Genomic DNA, 18,576 nt, shown 5'->3' with positions numbered 1-18,576 from the left:
ACGTGATTGTGAAATCGCGGGCCGCCGCCTGCGATCCAATTCGCTTGCCATATTCAAGACACTTGTCATAAGCTACAAATAATAAGGTAGCTTATAAATAAGTGGGCATACAAGTGGCGGACACCCGCGTTCTCGGTTTTCTGTTGCATGATGTGGCCCGCCTTCTTCGCAAACGTTTTGAGCAGCGCGCACGCGGAACTGGCCTGACACGGGCCCAGTGGCAAACGCTCGCTTTCCTCTCGAAGAATGACGGGATCATGCAACGCAGTCTGGCTGATCTGCTGGACGTGGAGGCTATAACTCTCACGCGCATTCTCGACCGGCTCGTTGAACAGGGATTTGTCGAAAGACGACCCCACCCGACCGATCGGCGTGCGCATCTGATTTTCATATGCGAGGCGGCTATGCCCCTTCTGGAAGATATGCGCGAACTCGGCGGCCAGACGCGGGCCGAGGCGCTTGAAGGTGTTTCGCAGGCGGAACAGGAGCAGTTGATCCAGACCCTCCTGTCGATGAAAGACAATCTCTCCCGGGCTTGCCGGACTCCCGTAAGTCCTGAAATCGTCAACGAAGATACAGATCATGACTGACACGTCCAATATCGTAAAGCATCCCGCCACTATCGAACGGGATGAGCCTGAAGCACGTCGGGAAACCCGCGCTGAAAGCACGGGTCCGACCGCACAGCCGCAAGCGGCCACCGACGCGTCCCAAAAGCCCGCCGCAAGCGAGATTGCCACTCGCCGCCGGTTAAAGCGCCGCCGCATGATGTTTTCTCTTCTGCCGCTGGCGCTTGTTGTCGGCGGCTATTTCTACGTTACCGGCGGGCGCTATGTTTCGACGGATAATGCCTATGTGCAGGCCGATATGGTGGGCATTTCGACCGATGTTTCGGGCCTTGTCGCTGGTATTGACGTGCATGAAAACGAGCTGGTCAAAGCCGGACAGGTGTTGTTTCGCCTGAAGCCGGATTCCTTTGCCATTGCGCTTGAAGGCGCTCAGGCCGAACTCGGCCATGTGCGCAATCAGATTCTTGCGCTTCAGGCCAGCTATCAGCAATCGCTTGCTGAAATCACGCAGGCCGAGGCCGATCTGCCCTTCTATCAGGCGACCTTCAAGCGGCAGCAGGATCTCGTGGCGACCAGCGCGTCATCGCGCGCGACTTTCGATCAGGCGAAACACGACCTCGATGCCGCCAAGCAGAAGGTTGCCGTGGCGAAGGCGCAGGCCCAGTCGGCGCTGGCTGAGCTCGGCGGCAATGCGGACCAACCGGTGGAGCAAAACCCGCTTTTTCTACAGGCCAAGGCCAAGCTCGATGAAGCCCAGCGCCAGCTTGATGACGCGACAGTTCGTGCGCCCTTCGACGGCATCGTCACCAATGTGAACAGCTTGCAGGTCGGCTCCTATCTGCAAGCCGCGCAACAGGCTTTTTCGCTCGTTTCATCCGATCATCTCTGGATCACCGCCAATCCGAAGGAAACCGAACTGACCGGGATCGAACCCGGCCAGCCGGTGACGATCTCGGTCGATACCTATCCCGATGCCCGCTGGGAGGGCAAAGTCGCCAGCATCAGCCCGGCTTCGGGTTCCAGCTTCTCGCTGCTGCCGGCGCAAAACACGTCCGGCAACTGGGTCAAGGTCGTGCAGCGCATCCCCATGCGCGTCAGCATCGACAATAAGAATGGCCAACCGCCGCTACGTGTCGGCATGAGCGTGAATGTGGAGGTCGATACCGGCCATTCGCGCGGTCTGCCGCGCTTCATTACCAATCTCTTCGGTGGCGGAAACCATGTCTAACGTCGCCATTTCCGGCGCGTCCATCGTCGCGCATCGCGGCGCGATCACCGCTTGCGTCATTCTCGCGGTCATCATGCAGGCGCTGGATACGACGATTGCCAATGTCGCACTGCCCTATATTCAGGGCAGCGTTTCGGCAAGCGCCGACCAGATCAACTGGGTGCTGACCTCTTATATCGTGGCGGCTGCGATCATGACGCCGCCGTCCGGCTTTCTGGCCGCCAAATTCGGTCGCAAGCGCGTGTTGCTGGCGGCTATTGCGGGCTTCGTGCTGGCCTCCGTCTTGTGCGGGCTTGCACAATCCCTGCCGCAGATTGTCGGTTTCCGGCTGTTGCAGGGCCTGTTCGGCGCTTCGCTGGTGCCGCTGTCGCAAGGCATTCTGCTCGATATCTATACGCTGGAAGAACGTGGCTCCGCCATGGCGCTTTTCGGCGTTTCGGTGATGGTCGGCCCGGTTTTGGGGCCTGTCATCGGCGGCTGGCTGACTGACAATATGAGCTGGCGCTGGGTTTTCTACATCAATGTGCCGATTGGTGCGCTGGCTTTCGGTGGCATCATGGTCTTTGTGTCTGAAACCAGGATAGACCGGACGGCGCGTCTCGACTGGACCGGCTTCGGCCTGCTCAGTCTCGCCATTGCCTCACTGCAATTGTTTCTCGACCGCAGCGAGCAGATGGACTGGTTTTCATCGAGCGAAATCGTCATCGAGTCGCTGGTTTGCGCGGCAGCCCTTTACCTGCTTGTGGTGCACACATTCACGGCAGAAAATTCTTTCGTCAAACCGCAGCTGTTTCTCGACCGCAATTTTGCGGTGAGCATGCTCTTCATCTTCATCATCGGCGTGACCTATCTGGCATCGCTGGCGCTGATGACGCCTTATCTCCAGACCTTGATGGGCTATCCAGTGACCACAGCCGGTATCGTGATGGGACCGCGCGGCATGGGCACCATGGCTTGCATGTTTCTGGTCGGCAAGCTGATTGGCCGCGTGGATTCACGTTATCTGCTTTTGACCGGTCTCGGACTGACGGCCTGGGCCATGTATGAAATGACGGGCTGGACGCCTGATGTTTCGCAATGGACCATTGTGCGGGTTGGCTTCATTCAGGGTGCAGGTCTGGGCTTCCTGTTCGTGCCCTTGACCACGATTGCCTTTTCCACCCTCCCCGCGCATCTGCGCGGCGACGGCACCGGCCTGTATAATCTGTCCCGCAACATCGGATCGAGCGTCGGCATATCGATTGTTGCAGCGCTGCTGACGGAAAATGTGCAGGCCAACCACGCCGCTATCAGCGCCTATGTCACGCCATTCAATCATAATTTCGATGGCGCTGTCGTTTCACAATATCTCAATCCGACAACAGCTGCCGGACGCGCGCTTCTGGACAATATCATCACCGAACAGGCGACAATCATTTCCTATATCGATGATTTCAAGCTGTTGATGCTGATGTCGCTTCTGGCGATGCCGCTCGTTCTTTTGCTCCGCAAGCCAAAGGTTGCGCAGGAAGTCGATCACAGCATCGCCATGGAATGAGATGAACGCTTACAGCTTGGCGAACTCGATATAGAAATCGTGAACGCCGGAGGCCAGAAACTGCACGGCAATGCAGGTCAGGAGAAAGCCCATGATCTTGGTGATCGCCTGCATGCCGTGATCGCCGAGCATTCTTTCGAGGAACGTTGCCGATGACAGCGCCGCATAAGCGATGCTGACCGTCAGCAGAATGGCCACGATCACGATAATATGGCCGATGATGGTGTGTTCGGCGGGAATTTGCGAACCAAAACTCATCACCACGGCAATCGACCCCGGACCCGCAAGGCTGGGCATGGCAAGTGGCGAAAACGAATAATCGATTTCCGCCTTCTTGATCTCGGAAGGCTCGACATTGACCTCCGACGAGGTGTCTTCACCAGAGAAGATCATTCGCAGCGCCAGGATCATGATGATGATGCCGCCTGCGACTCGGATGCCCGGAAGCGATATATTGAACAGCGCGATGATCCCCTGCCCCAGCAGCAGAAATGCCGTCAGGATCGAGAACGCGTAGATGCAGGCTTTGACAGCCTGTTTTCGCTTGTTCTCTACGCTCATCCGCTTGGTCAAAGCCATATAGAGCGGAATTGTCGTGAGCGGGTTCATGATCGGCAGAAGACCGATGAAAACAATAGAAACATATTTGATGAAATCGATAGTCAAGTTCACTGCACGGATACTCCGTTCTTAAATATTACGGTTGTCGGATGAGAGCCCTTACTTGGCTATTTGACCTACTCGTCAGGGGCCAGTCTTGGAATAAAGCGCGGCGTTTTCTGGTTTTGTAACGCGACTGTCAGGACCTGAAATAGAACCGCTGTAGACCAGCCGAAGAGCAAAACGCCATTCATTGCGGTCATCGGACCCATGAGATGCCAGCGTGCGAGCGGAACTATATCTCCATATCCGAGCGAGGTAAAATTCACGAAAGCAAAATAGAGCGCGTCTGCCCCGGCGGGTATGGCGAGAACCATGGTATAGGACGCCGACCATATTATGATTTCGATGACCTGTGTTGCCAGCAAAACCGACGCGGCAACCGACATTGTCGATATCAGCGCCAACATAGCGTATTTCCGCAGGGATTTATGGAGAAGTCGCGTCGTCCTGATAACCAGGATTGTTGCTAAAGCATGCAGAACAACATTGATCAGACCTATGGTGCTTCCAAATGCAAGTTGTTGAAATATTAGGAACATATAATATCTTCCTTTGTTTCCTTGTCTTGCGTAGCACTAAGCACTTTCGGTATCGATTACTCTCCTTTTTCGCCTCTTAGAAACGTTATATTTGATAAATTTGCTGTTACTGCCTATTGGGCGCGGCGTCGTGCATTCAGCGCGGCGAGCATCATCGGCTTGATCGAAAAACCACTATCCGCAGCCTTTTCCGTCAATATCCGCAGATAACCGCCTGCCGATCGAATCTGATCATAACGCTGGAGAATATAGGCAATTGCGATGGCCGTATTATAGTTTCCAAGCGTCTTTTTAGCCAAATCATAGAGTTTGGCGTCAATCCCGATGAAACTGCGTACTGTCTCTGCGGCATTCATCAGTCCATGCCATTGCCGGATAGGGCTGGATGAATAGGCTTCAATCTCCGGACAGGCGCGCAAAACCATATCGAGCGAGACCGTCGGTTCTGGCTGTGCCTTGTCGGTTATCATCTGGCACTGGTCGATTTGCGAAACGCTGTCCTTTTCAAAATAGGAATCTGGATTTGATTCAATTTGCTGCCGCTCATTTTGAGACTCATTGCCGCTCAAATTTTCGATATTTTGATGAATATTCAACAACTTATCGACTTCGACCAAAAGTGCCTCCATTGCGGCGACCAACAGAGCCAGTTCATCGCGTTCGGCACGACGTGGAATCGTATCAACAATGGCCCGAAAGCGCTGGTTGATTGCTGACCAATCACCGGAAAGCTTCTCGACCATAGCAAATTCAATCAGCTTGGCGATATCGCGACGCAGCAAGGTTAAGCGTTCACGCTGCTCGCGTAATCCAGCTTTCTCGGCCCTCACCTGTTCAGCGGAGGTTTCGAGTTCTTCGGCGCGCAACAGCAAAGGAGCGAGCGAAAAGCCAAATGCAATCTGCAACTCGCCGCCTTTGGCCCGACGTGCATAACGCTTGCCGTTCGGACTGTCCTGACGCGTGATGAAACCGGCATCGACCAGCGCGCTAAGATGACGCCGCAATGTAGCGTCCGCCATGCCATGGGCACGCAACGCCAATTGCTTGTTGGATGGAAAGACGACCAGTCCTTCATTGGCTTTGAGATGATTGTCCGGATGAAAGGACAGCAATGCTGACAGAACCGCCAGTGAGCGATCATTCAACCCATAAATCGTCTTTGCTTCGCACAGCCAGCGATGCATCTGCCACTTATCGACGGCAAGGTCTTGCGGCATTTGTCGGGCATTGCGTTGCGCTGCCAACAAGGCAGCCGTCATCGGTCGACTGCCAAACGGCGTCGAAGCCAAATGCATCTCCATTTTCTTTCACCTTCCACAAGGCAAAAGAAATCCACCCGCCGAAAAGACGCTTAAGACACTTGACAGTGATTCGTGGATTTGCGATTCTCTAGCTGCTAAACCAATGAGAAGGGCTTCCACGCGGCGACGTTTGGGGGCCTTTTTCTTTTGCTATCTCGTTCCTTTTCGCTTGAGCGATTTTCCAACCGGATTGTTGGCTACCACTCATCTCTTCAATTTAACGCCTGCATGACCCGCAAAACCGTTTCAGAGTTTCGCTGGAAATGCTCTTGATCGTCTCGATACAGATACGCAGATAATCGTACTCAGACACTGGACCGGGCTGCGGAAACCGCTTTCCAATCCGAAAGCTTGTTACTTCTCGTCGTTCTGGAAGGACGCATAAAGCGTATCCAGATTACGCGAGATCCATTCGGCAAAGCGAGGCCCATTGGCTGCACCAAGAGCCAGCGTTGTCGATTTGCCGTTCTGTTTGATTGTGGCGCTGACGGACTTGTCCGAAGCGGTCCATGTCGCACCGGGGCGCAAAGCGGCCTTGGTGACGGACTTCTTCTGACGGGCGCCCTTCAGATAACCGTAAAGCTGTTCGAAGCGATCAGCCGACGTTGCTGCCTTGAATGCAGCGGTCGCCATTAGTTCTTCTGCAGCGTCTTGTTTGCCGGGAATTTCGATCAGCTTACGCAGTTCAAGCCAGCGATCACGACCAATACCTTTGGCAGGGCCGATAGCCAGAAGAATGGCTTCTGGTATCGCCTTCGGAATGGTCAGCATCTTCGACAGGGTTTGATAGTCGATGGTCAAAGCGGCCTGAATAGCCTCACGCTCAAAGCCAAGCGCTTCCAGACGTGCCGCAAACAAAACCCGCTCGATGAAGCTGAGATTAGCGCGCGCCGAGTTTTCCTGACCCTGACTCAGAATATGTTCCAGATCGGCAAGCGGCTTGATGACGGCTTTGACCTTGAGGCCCAGTTCGCGTGCAACACGGGCACGGCGATGGCCAAAGACGATCATATAACGGTCGCTGGTCTCAGGATGCGGACGCACCAGAATAGGGCTGTCCTGGCCACGCTCGCGAATGGCTTCGAGAAGCTCCTGATATTCCTGATCGTCGGCTTCAGGCAGACGGTCGGCAACAAAGGACGCATCAAGATTGTTGGGATCAAGCTCAACGACAGTTTCGCCATCCAGCCTTTGTGAAGCCTGCTTGGCGAGTTCATCAATCGAAGCGGAAAGCGATTTGGCAGCGCCGAACCGGCGCGATATGGCATCGACCGGCTGGGAAGGCTGTTCCGCCGCCGGTTCGTTCCGCATCACGCTGTCAAATATGTTCTTCCGGGCCATTCTCTATTCCTCAAACCGGTCAGAGACCTGATTTTATTGCGTATTTGCCGTTTTAGACGGCAGTCTAACGCCCCCATGCTTCGTGGATAAGCCCGCGAATCTCCGAATTGACCGCTTCCATGGCTTCCATCGCGCGATCATAGGTGCCGCGGTTCATGGATGAACGTTCGACTTCGTAAAGCGTTTGCTTGGTCAGGCCGGCATCCGAAATCGCCGTCGATTTCAGCATCTGATGCTTGAGCATGTGAGAGGCCAGCATGCTCTGCATGAAACCGACCATCTGGGCCTGCGGCACGTCGGTCGGTTCATAACGGGTAATCAGATAGCGGAACCAGTCGAGTTGCACCGCCCCGCCTGCCTGTCGCACGGTCTTGAGAATATCGCCGAGCATCAGAAGGAACTGCGACATCGACATAAGGTCGAGCATCTGCGGATGAACGGTGATTAGCACCGATGTTGCAGCGGACAGCGCCGTCAGCGTCAGATAGCCAAGCTGGGGAGGGCAGTCGATAACGACCACATCGTAGGAATCATCGACTTCGGCCAGAGCCGTCGCGATGCGGTTCCAGAACATCTTGCCCTCGCCGCCATTCTGCATGGCCAAAGGCGTGTCATATTCATATTCCTGCAGCTCCAGCATGGCCGGAATAATATCGAGACCGGGAAAGTTCGTCCGGCGAATGACATCGCGGATGGGCTTCTTTTCGGAATCGTAACGAATGGCTTCGTAAAGCGACGGGAATTCATCCAGCTCTGGCTGGATACCGTGCAGTGCCGATAAAGAGGCCTGCGGATCGAGATCGATGGCAAGCACACGATGACCGGTCAAGGCGAGATGCTGCGCCAGATGCGCGGCAGTCGTGGTCTTGCCGGAGCCGCCCTTGAAATTCACAACGCCGATGACCTGAAGCTTTTCATGGCCACGGCGATGCGGAACATAACGCTTCACTTCGGCGCGACCATTCTGGTCAAGCCACAAACGCAGTTCATGCAGTTGGTCCACGCTATAGGCGCGGCGTCCACCTGTCAGTATAGTCGGCTCGACGCCTTTGCCCTCAAGGTGTAGCTTCTTCAGATTGCTGGGGGAGACGCCAAGGAAATATGCAGCTTCGGCCATAGAAAACTGACGCAGATTTTTCCGCGCATCCGGTGGGAAGTTTTCATGGCGCAGCAGATTGAGCTTGCGAGAGATTTCTCTCCCCTGCGTCAATATCATGTCGTCAAACGACACTGCTGCTGTTGAATTTGCGATATTCATTGACTTGGGATCCCTAGTGACGGCATCGGAACTAATACCGCCTAAATACCGTCATTATGTCCGATTCTTCTTGTATCGCAAGAGCTGCCCGAATTAACAAAGGGTTAGCAGGCAATTAAAAATTACGAAGAATTTTATCCTTCCGAATCGAATTGCTTTATCGAATTGTTTTTAAAGACTTTTATTGGAATTAGACGGCAGTCTATCATTGCAAGCGGCATGCTGGCGACCGCAGGTGGAGTCATTTATTGTCATCGTCCACGCTTTTAGGCGGGGATGGATGCCCGAATCGTCAAGTGCGCCTTGGCGTCCGATTGTCCGGTTCATATCCGGCAGGACGCGCCCCGCACAACGGTGTGGAAATGAAGTGACCAGCGCAAAAAGGGCAGGGCGCGTCAGCCAAATTGCTCCTGCAACGGGAACTGGATTTTTCTCGGAAAAGCTGTTCAACTGTTCCGATGCACGATTCGAGTTTCCAGTCGAGTTTCACTGGCCCTTTCGAAAGGAACGATGATTTTTGTGCTTTTTGGTTAAGCGCTGTAGATTTTTTAACTTCTTCGCGCTACCATCCGAAGCGTTGCTATAGAGATCCTTTTTACAGCGCCCAGCTCGTCTCAACGGCAAATTTTCCCCTCATAGATCGGGTTTTGAACTAGTCGCGCTAGGAAAACCTAACGCGGAATTAGCTTTCATATGCGATAAAATCTTGTTTATTCTCATTGCATTGAAATTTTCCATTCCGCGGACGAAACGACCGGTTTTTTAACCGCTTTTGCCACGCCGTCGAAGCGGGCCTTTGTGGGCCTCCGATCACAAATGCAAAACCGTTATATGCGCGTCATCTAGCTTGCTTATGGAAACCTGACACTTTGTAGGAAGGGATTTCCAACATGCGCAAGCTTTTGCTCGCTCTCGCGTCCGCAACAATTTTGAGCGGCGCCGCCAATGCCGCCGATATCTATCCGCTCGACAGGGCCACGATTCTGGTCGGCTCGCCATTCGATTTCAAAGTGGAACTCGACAAGGTGGTGAAGCCGGAAGAGGTCAAGGTGACCGTCAACGGCAAGGATTACGAAACAGTGTTTGGCGCCAAAGCAGAATTCGTTGCGGAAGAAAAGGGGAGCGAGGACAAGGTTCTCGGCTCAGCCCTCATTCTGCGCGATCTGAAAATTGCAGAGCCGGGCGCCTATAAGGTTGAAATCTCGGCTGGCGACGAGACGAAGGCCGTCACCTGGGATGTGTACCCGACCGCGACAGAAGCGAAAGCCAAGAACATCATCTTCCTGGTGGCCGATGGTCTTTCGGTCGCGCATCGCACCGGCGCGCGCATCATGTCCAAGGGCATGGCGGGTGGCAAGGCCAATGGCCGTCTCAATATGGATGATGTTCCGCCGGTTGCCTTTATCGGCACGTCATCGACCCATTCGATTGCGACCGACAGCGCCAACACCATGTCGGCTTACATGACCGGCCACAAAGCGCGGGTGAACGCGCTTGGCGTTTATGCTGACCGCACTCCGGCGAGTCAGGATGACCCGAAGGTCGAAACAATCGGCGAAGCGCTACGCCGCCAGACGAAAAAATCCATCGGCATCGTTTCCACGTCAGAAGTCGAAGATGCAACGCCTGCCGCGCTGGTTTCCCACACGCGCAAGCGTTCCGACAAGGCAGACATTGTCGGCATGTTCTACGATGTGAGGCCCGATGTGCTTCTGGGCGGCGGTTCGGCCTATTTCCTGAGTAAGGATGTTCCGGGCTCCAAGCGCAAGGACGACAAGGATTATATCCAGCTGTTCCGTGACGCAGGTTATGCCATCGTTACCGACAAGAACGAGCTGGCCGCTTCCGGGCAGTCCAACCAGCAGAACCTGCTTGGCCTGTTTCACACCGGCAATATGGATGTGACGCTGGATCGCGACTTTCTGAAGAAGGGCACTGTCGACAAGTTCCCGAACCAGCCGGGCCTGGTCGACATGACCAAGGCGGCACTCGACAAGCTCTCCAAGAACCCGGACGGCTTCTTCCTGATGGTGGAAGGCGCTTCGATCGACAAGATGAGCCATCCGCTCGATTGGGAGCGGGCGCTGGTCGACACGATCGAGTTCGACAAGGCTGTCGGTGTGGCGCAGGAATTCGCCAAGAACAACCCGGATACGCTGATCGTCGTGACCGGCGACCACACTCATGGCGTGGCAATTATCGGTACGGTCGATGATGACAAGCCGGGCGATGAAATGCGCGCCAAGGTTGGCACCTATGATGCGGCTGGTTTCCCGAACTATGAGGACAAGGACGGAGACGGCTATCCGGATCGCGTGGACGTTTCGCGCCGCCTGTTCATGGCTGCCAATAACGGCCCGGATCATTATGAAACCTTCCGGCCGAAGCTGGATGATCCGTTCGTTCCGGCCATCAAGAACGAAAAGGGCGAGTATGTCGCCAATGAAGCCTATAAGGATGTGCCGGGCGCGGTCTTCGTGCAGGGCAACATCCCGAAAGACGAGGATACCGGCGTTCACGCGGTAGACGATATCGTCCTTCAGGCGACGGGTCCGGGTTCTGAAGGGCTGCGCGGCTATATGGAACAGAGCGATGTGTATCGCGTCCTTGCCGATGCTTTTGCTCTTGGCAAGCCGAAGTCCGAATAGGAAGGCTTATCCTGAAACAGGGCAGGCGGCTCGCGCCGCTTGTCCGCAATTGATGGAGCGTCCGATGTTCAACCGGAACCATCTTAGCCGCCGACAAGTGATGCTTGGCGCACTGGCCATGCCGCTGGCGACAGCTATCCCGCAGGCGCGGGCTGCCGAGCAACTCGGCTTCAACAATCTCTATAAGAGTTTCGGCGTGCTGGGCCTTGAGTTTTCTGATCAGGTCAAACAGTCCGCTGGAAAGCAGGTTGCCATCAGCGGCTTCATGGCGCCGCCCTTGAAGGCGGAAGCCAATTTCTTTGTGCTAACCGAGATACCAATGTCGATCTGCCCGTTCTGCTCGTCGGATTCCGACTGGCCGGACAATATCGTCGTGGTCTATCTCGCGGCGAAGCAGACTTTCGTGCAGTTCAACGCGCCGATCCTCACGCGCGGCACGCTGGAATATGGGTCGTGGACCGATCCTGAAACAGGATTTGTTAGCCAGCTACGCATGCGCGATGCTTCCTTCACAACGGTCTGACATGCCGACTGACCATGGTTCCGGCCTTTCGCTGGATATTTCCGCGCTGGAAGTGCGTTTTCCCGGCCTCCGTGAGCCAGCGCTTGCCATTGAGAATTTCCATTTGCCGCAAGGCGAGCATCTTTCAATCGCAGGCGCGTCGGGGTCTGGCAAAAGCACGCTGATCAACGCGATCACCGGGCTTGAGGCCGTCAAAACGGGGAAGGTGATGTGGGACGGCGCGGCATTCTGCAGCCTGTCGGCTTTTCAGCGTGACGCGTTCCGGGCTCGCAATATCGGGCTCGTCATGCAGGATTTTCATCTCTTTCCGGGCTTGTCGGCCATTGCCAATGTCCTGCTGCCCGCGAAACTGAGCCGGGTAGTCAAGCCGGTGCGGCGCGAACGGGCGCTGGAGCTTCTGGAAACAGTTGGCATTAAACGGCCCGACCAGCATATCGAAACGCTTTCCCGTGGCGAGATGCAGCGTGTCGCCATTGCACGTGCGCTGTTTCCCGCGCCGCGGGTCATCATTGCCGACGAGCCGACCGCCAGTCTCGATCAGAAGACCGGCGCGGAAATCGCAGAACTTCTGGTGCAGCTCGCGAGCGCCCAGGGGGCGACGCTGATTGCCGTCACGCATGATCCGCAATTGATGAAGCGCCTGCGGCGGCAGATTTTTCTGGAGGGTGGCCGCATAACGAAAGACGCTGCGGGGCAGGGCACGACATGATCGCTTTCATCCTTGCCGATCTGCGCCGGTTCTGGAGCGGAGCCATTGCGGTGATTATCCTGCTGGCGCTGTCCGTTGCCCTGAGCACGGTGGTGACATTGCAGGAGCGGGCTGTGCGTCTCGGCACGGCGCGCGCGTCGGAGAAATTCGATCTGGTCGTGGGGGCGGCTGGAAGCGACACCCAGCTGACCTTGTCATCGGTGTTCCTGCAACCATCGCCCTTGCCGCTGATGTCGGGCGCGATGCTTGGCAAGCTTACTGCTGATCCGCGTGTCGCTTTCGCTGCGCCGATTGGCTTTGGCGATAGCGCGATGGGCTTTCCCATTGTCGGGACAACGACGCAATTGATTGCAGCCCTGTCGCCCGTACTGGCGGAAGGCGCTATTTTTGCCCGGCTGGGTGAGGCGGTTATCGGGTCTGCGGTGGATTTGCCGATCGGCGGTCGGGTTAATCCGATGCACGGCACGGTGGAAACGGGCGGTCACGCCCATGCGGAATTGAGCTATCACGTCAGCGGAAAGATGGCTCCGACGGGAACCGCGTGGGATCGCGCGATCCTCGTTCCCATTCGTGCGGTGTGGCAATTGCACGGCATGGGCGGTCATGATGACGACCACGAAGATGCGGCTGTGAAGAACGCGCAAGGCTCGCTCGCGGTGATCGGGCCGAACGATACCCATATTCACGATGCCCGGATCGATGTCGATGCGCCGCTCGATGAACAGTTCGATGCCAGCAGCCCCGGCATTCCGGCGGTTCTGGTCAAGCCGAAGACGATTGCTGATGCCTATCGCCTTCGGCAGGAATATAGGTCCGATACGACATTATCGATCTTTCCGGCGGAAGTGCTGACGCGGCTCTATTCTACGCTGGGCGATGCGCGCAAACTTTTGCTCGGAATTGCCATCGGCACGCAGGTGATTGTCGTTTTCGCGCTGCTGCTGGTTGCGGTCATGCATATCGGTGCGCGCAAGCGCCAGATTGGTGCCTTGCGGGCATTTGGTGCGCCGGTCAGTGCGGTGGTGGCGATTGTCTGGGGTGAGCTGTTCTTCCTGCTGGTGCTCGGCATCGTGCTGGGCGTCGCTGTCGGCTACGCTGCCGCGCATGTCATCACAGCATGGCTGACGGCGGCAACGGCTGTGAGAATGCCTGTCGAATTTTCAGTGGATGACCTTTACGGCGCTGGTGGCTTTATTCTCGTTGCAGCCATCGTGTCTCTGGTTCCGGCACTTCTCACACTGCGCACGAGCCCGGCCTCGGCGCTGCGTTCGTGATTATCAAATAGAAAAGCCCCCACCCGGATGACCCGGATGAGGGCTTTTTCAGTCAGCGCTCGCTGATGATCTTACGAGCGGGGAGGAAGGATCGGCAGAGGCTCTGCACGACCGACGATGAATGCATAGGAGCATGCACCGACAACGGCCATGATGGCGGCCATCAGGAAGGACGGCGTATAGCTGCCGTTGAACTGATCCAGCAGGAAGCCGAACAGGAACGGGCTGATGATGCCCGCGATGTTCGAAGCAAAGTTCTGGATGCCGCCGATGGAAGCCACATGGCGCGAGCTTGGTGCAACGTCGGCTGGCAGGGACCAGATCGCGGTCGCTGCAATGGCAAGGCTGCTATAGGAAATCGCCAGGAAGAACAAAGCTGCATACAGCGATTCAACCAGCGCTGCCGGAAGAATGGCGGCACCGCCCAGCATGCCGCCCACCATGACGATCTTGCGAACCGTGGTGACATTGGCGCCGTTGCGGATGGCGCGGTCGGCCAGAAGGCCGGCGATCCAGGCAGTGACGACGGCGGCAAGGCCGGGGATCATGCCATAGAGGCCAAGTTCAGCGAGGTTCAGGCCGCGTGCGGTCTTCAGATAGGTCGGGAACCAGGTCAGGAAGAAGTAGATGACGAAGTTCAGGCAGAAGAAGCCGAGCATCATGCCCCAGACGGTGCGATAGCGGAACAGATCGGCCCAACGGATCTTCTGTGCTTCTGCGCTGTCATTATCATCGGTGCGGGCACCGTTCTGGATGATGTACTGGCGCTCCAGATCATTGGCGCGCGGATGTTCAGAAGGATCGCGATAGGTGACGTACCAGAAGAACGCCCACACGATACCGACAGCACCCAGAATGACGAAGGAATAATGCCAGGTCGCAAAAGCGATGATCGAGGTCACGATCGGCAGGGCGAGAACCGTGCCGACGCGCGAACCGGAATCGATCACAGCGGTTGCGAAAGCGCGTTCGCTTCTCGGGAACCAGCGCGAAGCCGCCTTGGTCGCTGCCGGATAGGCAGGGGCTTCACCCGCGCCGAGGAAGAAACGGACGGTGAAGAAGGTCCAGAAGCTGTTGGCAAGCGGCGTGACGGCGGTGAAGACCGACCACCAGACGGCGGCGAGCGAAAAGCTCTTGCGCGCGCCCAGCTTGTCGGTGATCCAGCCTGCAAACAGCATCATGCCGTCATAGGCCCAGAAGAAGGCACCAAGGATGAGGCCCTTCTGCGTGTTGGTCAGGTTGAGGCCCAATTCGGAATCGATGAAGGGCAGCGCCACGCTCATATTGGCGCGATCGAGATAGTTGATCGCGATGCCGATAAAGCACATGAAAAGTATGAAATACCGGAAGCGGCTGGCGCCGAATGGCGCCTTGTTTGATGTGTTCATTCCCAATATCCTCCCGGGATACGTCTTCGCAGTTCGAATGATGGTCAGAGCGTTTGCAGTGCTGTAACCGCCCTGACGGTTTGGTTTTGCGCTTATGACCGGCTGGGTCAGGCGGGCAAGGTCACGCCGTATTTTTCAGCCATTTCACCGAATGACTGCCATGTCACCGGATCGATGGTTACACCGCTTTTTTCGCGCTCTTCGGCAACGCGCCATTCGCGGTCGCCGGGAGCCATGACGGTGCAGCCTTCGCGGGCTGGTGAATTGCGCAATGTTTCGAGATAACGGGTCATGCCCGCATCGAAGACATCGCGTTCGATAAAGGCTTCCGGCTTGATCGCCAGAACGAAAGCCCCCATGCCGCGCGGCGTGGAGAAATCGGGGCCGCCCATAGGGGCAATATCGAAGCTGAGTTTCATGCCGGTCAGAACGGCACTGAGAATTTCCGCAAAACCGGCCAATGCTGCGCCCTTGAAGCCGAATTCGCCGCCAAGGGGCGCCAGCATTTCAACCGCTTCCGCATCGCGCGTATCCACACCGTTGAGATCGGAGGCGGTGCCCTGCGGCAGCTCAACACCGAGGCTGCGATAGAGCAGCACGCGGTTATAGGGGATCGAGCTTGTGGCCATATCCAGAAGCCACGGATTTTCGTCGGTGGTGGGTACGCCGACCGAAATCGGGTTGGTGCCGTGGAACCGCATTGCACCATCATGAAGGCGCACGAAACTGTCGGAATTGCAGACGGCGATACCAATGCGGCCCTGTCGCGCCGCTTCCAGCGCATAGGCTCCGGCGGCAGCGAAATGCGAGCTGTTGCGAATGGCAACAGCGCCGATGCCGAACTGATCGGAGAGTGCGATGGCGCGATCCATGGCGGTATAAGCTGCCAGCGCGCCATGGGCATCGTCGGCGTCGAGCGTTTCAATGGCGCCGAAACTGCGCACTGCCTTGAGATTGGGCGTCTTGTTGACGCGACCGCCCACGAGAGCGGTCACATAATGCGCGAGCAGGCGGACGCCGTGGCTATCCACGCCGTAGCGCGTGCCGTGCATCATCGCGCGCGTCGCCGCGTCAGCGGTTGCATCATTGGCACCGCATGCGGAAAAAACCTCGCGGCAGAACCGTTCAAGTGAGGCGAGCGAGAACGCCGCCTGGTCAACTGCCTGTTGCACTATGAAACTCCTCCGGCCATAATGTATTGTGCATGCACTATACGAATTTTTTGGGAGACGCAATCCGAGATATATTAGGGAGGAAAACCGGCATTTATGGGCGCGTCCACGGGACGTTCAGGGGGATAAACATCAGTCCGCAAATCATATTGGACTCAATGGGTTGCATGTGGGCTCATCGATCCCGACATAGGAGGCACCATGCCTGTGGGTATCGGGATAAACCGGACAAAATAACAAGAAGCCGGACGCATTCAGGGGAGGAAAAATGACATGATGCGTAACATCGCACCTAAACTTTACCAGCGCGCGCGTGACAGTCTCGCGGCGGATATCGCCAATGGCGCCATTCCAACGACCAAGCGACTGACGGAAAGCTGGGTCGCGGAATTGTTCGGCATCAGCCGGGTTCCGGCGCGGCAGGCGCTGGCGGAACTGGAACAGCGCGGCCTCATTCGCAAGGCGGAGGGGCGCGGTTATGCCATTGCCGAAGAAGCGGCGAACAGATCGCGCCAGTCTGGCAGTTCGAACGGCGACCCGCTTGTCAGGAAAAGCGCCGACAGCCGCATGCAGTTCATGCCCAGCTGGCAGCTCATCTATACCGAAATCGAAAGCGAGATTTTCGCCCGCACATCGCTGGCCGACTGGCGCGTCAACGCGCTGGCCTTGGCCAAGCATTATGGCGTCAGCCGTACTGTGGCGCAGGACGTCATGGCCCGGTTACAGCAGCGCGGCGTCATCCAGAAGGACGAGCGCGGGCGCTGGTTCGCACCGGCGCTCACCGACAAGCACATCCACGATCTGTTCGAACTGCGATGGGTGCTGGAGCCGCTGGCGCTCGAAAAGGCGCTGCCGCGTCTGCCCGAGGGATTTCTGGCGCGGGTTCGCCGCAATCTGGACGAAGCGGTCACCGCTCCGCTGGTCGCGGGCGAAACGCTGGACCGGCTGGAACAGGAACTGCATGTCGAGCTTCTCGGCCATTGCGACAGCGCGTCCTTGCTCGAGGCGGTCCGGCTGCCACAGACGCTGCTCGTCGCGCATCATTTCCTGTATCAGTGGACATCGGGGCTTTTTGCGTCCGAGCCGTTTCTGCCGGAACATCTTGAAATCGTGACGTGTCTACAGTCCGACAATCTGGCGGGGGCACAGCGCGCGCTGGTGCATCATCTGCAAATCTCGCACGAACGCGCCATGCTGCGCATCAATACGCTGGCCAGCACGATCCGGCCGCGTGAACTGCCCTATCTGGAACGGCAATCTTAGAGCCTGTTCCAAAAGTCGTCCTGTGTGGCTGCAAATGGCAATTTGAGATTTGCTTTCGCATAATCTGAACCGAAAAATCTGCAACTTTTCGGGATTATGCGAGGCTTCCGGTGCTCACGTACCTTTAAGTACGCTCCGCTCCGGTCCTCGAAAATCACCATTTTCGCACACACATGCTGCTTTTTGATTCAGGCTCTTAAGCTTTGGAGCGGTTCCAACCGAAACATCGGAACCGCTCTCTTATTCATTGCTTGCTGGAAGCTTTAGCCCTGAACAAGCGCCAATGCGCGCACGGGCGATCCCGTACCAGCGACGAATTTCAAAGGCGCGGCTATCAGGATCGCACCCTTTGCCGGCAGCTGGTCGAGATTGCTGAGGCTTGCAAGGCCATAGCGATTGGCTTCATGCAGCAGGTGATGCGCCGGGAAGGGCGGGGTCATGCCGCCTGCCGAACCGGCATCGGTGCCGATGGTTTCCTGACCCCAGCCGATGATCCCCTTGGAGAGCAGATAGCGGATCGCTTCCGCAGTCGGGCCGGGCGAATGCGGGCCATTCTCGTCGGCATTCAGGAATGTCTCGGTGGAGCCGTTGCGCTTGTACCAGTCGGTGCGCAGGATTACCCACGATCCCGCTTCAATCTCGCCATGCTCGGCTTCCCATTCCTGGATGCTTTCCACCGTCAGGAGATAATCCGGGTTGGCCGTTGCTTCCGCAGAGCGGTCGATCACATTGACCGGCGCGACGAAGTTCTGCGGCGGGATGGTGTCGGTCGTGTTGTTCGCGTGGTCCTTGCCCGTGACCCAATGGCAGGGAGCATCAAAATGCGTTCCCGTATGTTCGCCAAGTTCGATCCAGTTCCACGCCCAGAACGGACCGTCCTGATTGTATTTGCTGATCTCGTGGATCTTCACATTCGGAGTGTTTTTGCCGAATTGCGGCGGCAGATAAAGCACTGGCGTATCGGGCCCGAGCGGCGCGGTAATATCCACGACCTTGATCGATTGCGATACCAATGCGGATGCAAGTCCGGTGAGAACGGATGTCTCTTTCATAGTTTCCCTCGTCTTTGCCGCTCTCGACCCAGTGTGGGTGGAGCTGCGGATTTGTGCAATGGCTTCTTTGAGCCTTGAGGAGAAGGCTATGCAATATCATATGACTTTGCA

The 18,576-nt window shown here is 56.6% G+C and carries 16 protein-coding genes; 8 read left to right on the top strand and 8 right to left on the bottom strand.

The window, feature by feature from the left end; translation table 11 throughout:
- The first annotated feature begins 113 nt into the window (after positions 1-113).
- From ABWW11_RS18465 to ABWW11_RS18455, 3 genes are read left to right on the top strand one after another with little or no spacing between them, the layout of a single operon-like run.
- Positions 114-590 carry a MarR family winged helix-turn-helix transcriptional regulator gene (locus tag ABWW11_RS18465; protein ID WP_109366817.1) on the top strand — a complete coding sequence of 159 codons (477 nt, stop codon included), beginning with the start codon at positions 114-116 and terminating at the stop codon, positions 588-590.
- Complete coding sequence (locus ABWW11_RS18460; RefSeq protein ID WP_109366818.1) at positions 583-1,797, top strand: HlyD family secretion protein; 1,215 nt, start codon at positions 583-585, stop codon at positions 1,795-1,797. The genes ABWW11_RS18465 and ABWW11_RS18460 overlap by 8 nt, the downstream gene beginning before the upstream one ends.
- Positions 1,790-3,334, top strand: coding sequence for a DHA2 family efflux MFS transporter permease subunit (locus tag ABWW11_RS18455; protein ID WP_109366819.1), 1,545 nt, complete (start codon positions 1,790-1,792; stop codon positions 3,332-3,334). Before ABWW11_RS18460 ends, ABWW11_RS18455 begins: the two co-directional genes overlap by 8 nt.
- A gap of 9 nt (positions 3,335-3,343) precedes the next feature.
- On the opposite strand, the gene ABWW11_RS18450 is transcribed toward ABWW11_RS18455, so the two are convergent.
- From ABWW11_RS18450 to repA, 5 genes are all read right to left on the bottom strand, one after another.
- A complete protein-coding gene (locus ABWW11_RS18450) occupies positions 3,344-4,006 on the bottom strand; it encodes a MarC family NAAT transporter (RefSeq protein ID WP_109366820.1) in 663 nt (220 codons plus the stop codon).
- Between the two features lie 65 nt (positions 4,007-4,071).
- The gene (locus ABWW11_RS18445; RefSeq protein ID WP_283736238.1) at positions 4,072-4,404 is read right to left on the bottom strand and encodes a potassium channel family protein; all 333 of its coding nucleotides are present in this window, start codon (positions 4,402-4,404) and stop codon (positions 4,072-4,074) included.
- 245 nt (positions 4,405-4,649) lie between these two features.
- Positions 4,650-5,837: a plasmid replication protein RepC gene (gene repC / locus ABWW11_RS18440; protein WP_109366822.1), complete on the bottom strand. Its 1,188-nt coding sequence runs from the start codon at positions 5,835-5,837 to the stop codon at positions 4,650-4,652.
- A gap of 354 nt (positions 5,838-6,191) precedes the next feature.
- Complete coding sequence (gene repB, locus ABWW11_RS18435; RefSeq protein WP_109366823.1) at positions 6,192-7,178, bottom strand: plasmid partitioning protein RepB; 987 nt, start codon at positions 7,176-7,178, stop codon at positions 6,192-6,194.
- Between the two features lie 64 nt (positions 7,179-7,242).
- A complete protein-coding gene (repA, locus tag ABWW11_RS18430) occupies positions 7,243-8,436 on the bottom strand; it encodes a plasmid partitioning protein RepA (RefSeq protein WP_109366824.1) in 1,194 nt (397 codons plus the stop codon).
- An 890-nt stretch (positions 8,437-9,326) separates the two neighbouring features.
- Here repA and ABWW11_RS18425 point away from each other — a divergent pair.
- From ABWW11_RS18425 to ABWW11_RS18410, 4 genes are all read left to right on the top strand, one after another.
- The gene (locus ABWW11_RS18425; RefSeq protein WP_109366825.1) at positions 9,327-11,084 is read left to right on the top strand and encodes an alkaline phosphatase; all 1,758 of its coding nucleotides are present in this window, start codon (positions 9,327-9,329) and stop codon (positions 11,082-11,084) included.
- 64 nt (positions 11,085-11,148) lie between these two features.
- Positions 11,149-11,607 (top strand): hypothetical protein, encoded by a 459-nt coding sequence (locus ABWW11_RS18420; RefSeq protein ID WP_121538412.1) that lies wholly within the window; start codon positions 11,149-11,151, stop codon positions 11,605-11,607.
- 1 nt (position 11,608) lies between these two features.
- Entirely contained in the window at positions 11,609-12,316 is a 708-nt protein-coding gene (locus ABWW11_RS18415) for an ABC transporter ATP-binding protein (RefSeq protein WP_109366827.1), read from the top strand.
- Positions 12,313-13,590 (top strand): ABC transporter permease, encoded by a 1,278-nt coding sequence (locus tag ABWW11_RS18410; protein WP_109366828.1) that lies wholly within the window; start codon positions 12,313-12,315, stop codon positions 13,588-13,590. The genes ABWW11_RS18415 and ABWW11_RS18410 overlap by 4 nt, the downstream gene beginning before the upstream one ends.
- Before the next feature lie 71 nt (positions 13,591-13,661).
- Here ABWW11_RS18410 and ABWW11_RS18405 read toward each other — a convergent pair whose 3' ends face one another.
- Positions 13,662-14,978 carry an MFS transporter gene (locus ABWW11_RS18405; protein ID WP_109366829.1) on the bottom strand — a complete coding sequence of 439 codons (1,317 nt, stop codon included), beginning with the start codon at positions 14,976-14,978 and terminating at the stop codon, positions 13,662-13,664.
- A 107-nt stretch (positions 14,979-15,085) separates the two neighbouring features.
- On the bottom strand, positions 15,086-16,150 hold the full coding sequence (locus tag ABWW11_RS18400) for an Ldh family oxidoreductase (RefSeq protein WP_109366830.1): 1,065 nt from the start codon (positions 16,148-16,150) through the stop codon (positions 15,086-15,088).
- A gap of 273 nt (positions 16,151-16,423) precedes the next feature.
- Here ABWW11_RS18400 and ABWW11_RS18395 point away from each other — a divergent pair, with 273 nt between their 5' ends.
- A complete protein-coding gene (locus tag ABWW11_RS18395) occupies positions 16,424-17,413 on the top strand; it encodes a GntR family transcriptional regulator (protein ID WP_109366831.1) in 990 nt (329 codons plus the stop codon).
- Between the two features lie 263 nt (positions 17,414-17,676).
- Here the strand turns inward: ABWW11_RS18395 and ABWW11_RS18390 are convergent, their stop codons facing one another.
- Positions 17,677-18,465 (bottom strand): cyclase family protein, encoded by a 789-nt coding sequence (locus tag ABWW11_RS18390; RefSeq protein WP_121538418.1) that lies wholly within the window; start codon positions 18,463-18,465, stop codon positions 17,677-17,679.
- Positions 18,466-18,576: the final 111 nt, after the last annotated feature.

The sequence above is a fragment of the Brucella sp. NBRC 113783 genome, from assembly GCF_040372265.1.
In the GTDB taxonomy this organism is placed as follows: Bacteria; Pseudomonadota; Alphaproteobacteria; order Rhizobiales; family Rhizobiaceae; genus Brucella; species Brucella teleogrylli.
Note: the sequence above shows the minus strand (reverse complement) of the source record. Positions and strands in the feature narration are given on the sequence as shown.

Excerpts from the sequence above, each read along its gene's own strand:
- ABWW11_RS18460 (WP_109366818.1), top strand. The coding sequence starts at position 583 with ATGACTGACACGTCCAATATCGTAAAGCATCCCGCCACTATCGAACGG.
- ABWW11_RS18455 (WP_109366819.1), top strand. The coding sequence starts at position 1,790 with ATGTCTAACGTCGCCATTTCCGGCGCGTCCATCGTCGCGCATCGCGGC.
- ABWW11_RS18445 (WP_283736238.1), bottom strand. The coding sequence starts at position 4,404 with ATGTTGGCGCTGATATCGACAATGTCGGTTGCCGCGTCGGTTTTGCTG.
- repC (WP_109366822.1), bottom strand. The coding sequence starts at position 5,837 with ATGGAGATGCATTTGGCTTCGACGCCGTTTGGCAGTCGACCGATGACG.
- repB (WP_109366823.1), bottom strand. The coding sequence starts at position 7,178 with ATGGCCCGGAAGAACATATTTGACAGCGTGATGCGGAACGAACCGGCG.
- repA (WP_109366824.1), bottom strand. The coding sequence starts at position 8,436 with ATGAATATCGCAAATTCAACAGCAGCAGTGTCGTTTGACGACATGATA.
- ABWW11_RS18425 (WP_109366825.1), top strand. The coding sequence starts at position 9,327 with ATGCGCAAGCTTTTGCTCGCTCTCGCGTCCGCAACAATTTTGAGCGGC.
- ABWW11_RS18420 (WP_121538412.1), top strand. The coding sequence starts at position 11,149 with ATGTTCAACCGGAACCATCTTAGCCGCCGACAAGTGATGCTTGGCGCA.
- ABWW11_RS18415 (WP_109366827.1), top strand. The coding sequence starts at position 11,609 with ATGCCGACTGACCATGGTTCCGGCCTTTCGCTGGATATTTCCGCGCTG.
- ABWW11_RS18410 (WP_109366828.1), top strand. The coding sequence starts at position 12,313 with ATGATCGCTTTCATCCTTGCCGATCTGCGCCGGTTCTGGAGCGGAGCC.
- ABWW11_RS18405 (WP_109366829.1), bottom strand. The coding sequence starts at position 14,978 with ATGAACACATCAAACAAGGCGCCATTCGGCGCCAGCCGCTTCCGGTAT.
- ABWW11_RS18395 (WP_109366831.1), top strand. The coding sequence starts at position 16,424 with ATGATGCGTAACATCGCACCTAAACTTTACCAGCGCGCGCGTGACAGT.
- ABWW11_RS18390 (WP_121538418.1), bottom strand. The coding sequence starts at position 18,465 with ATGAAAGAGACATCCGTTCTCACCGGACTTGCATCCGCATTGGTATCG.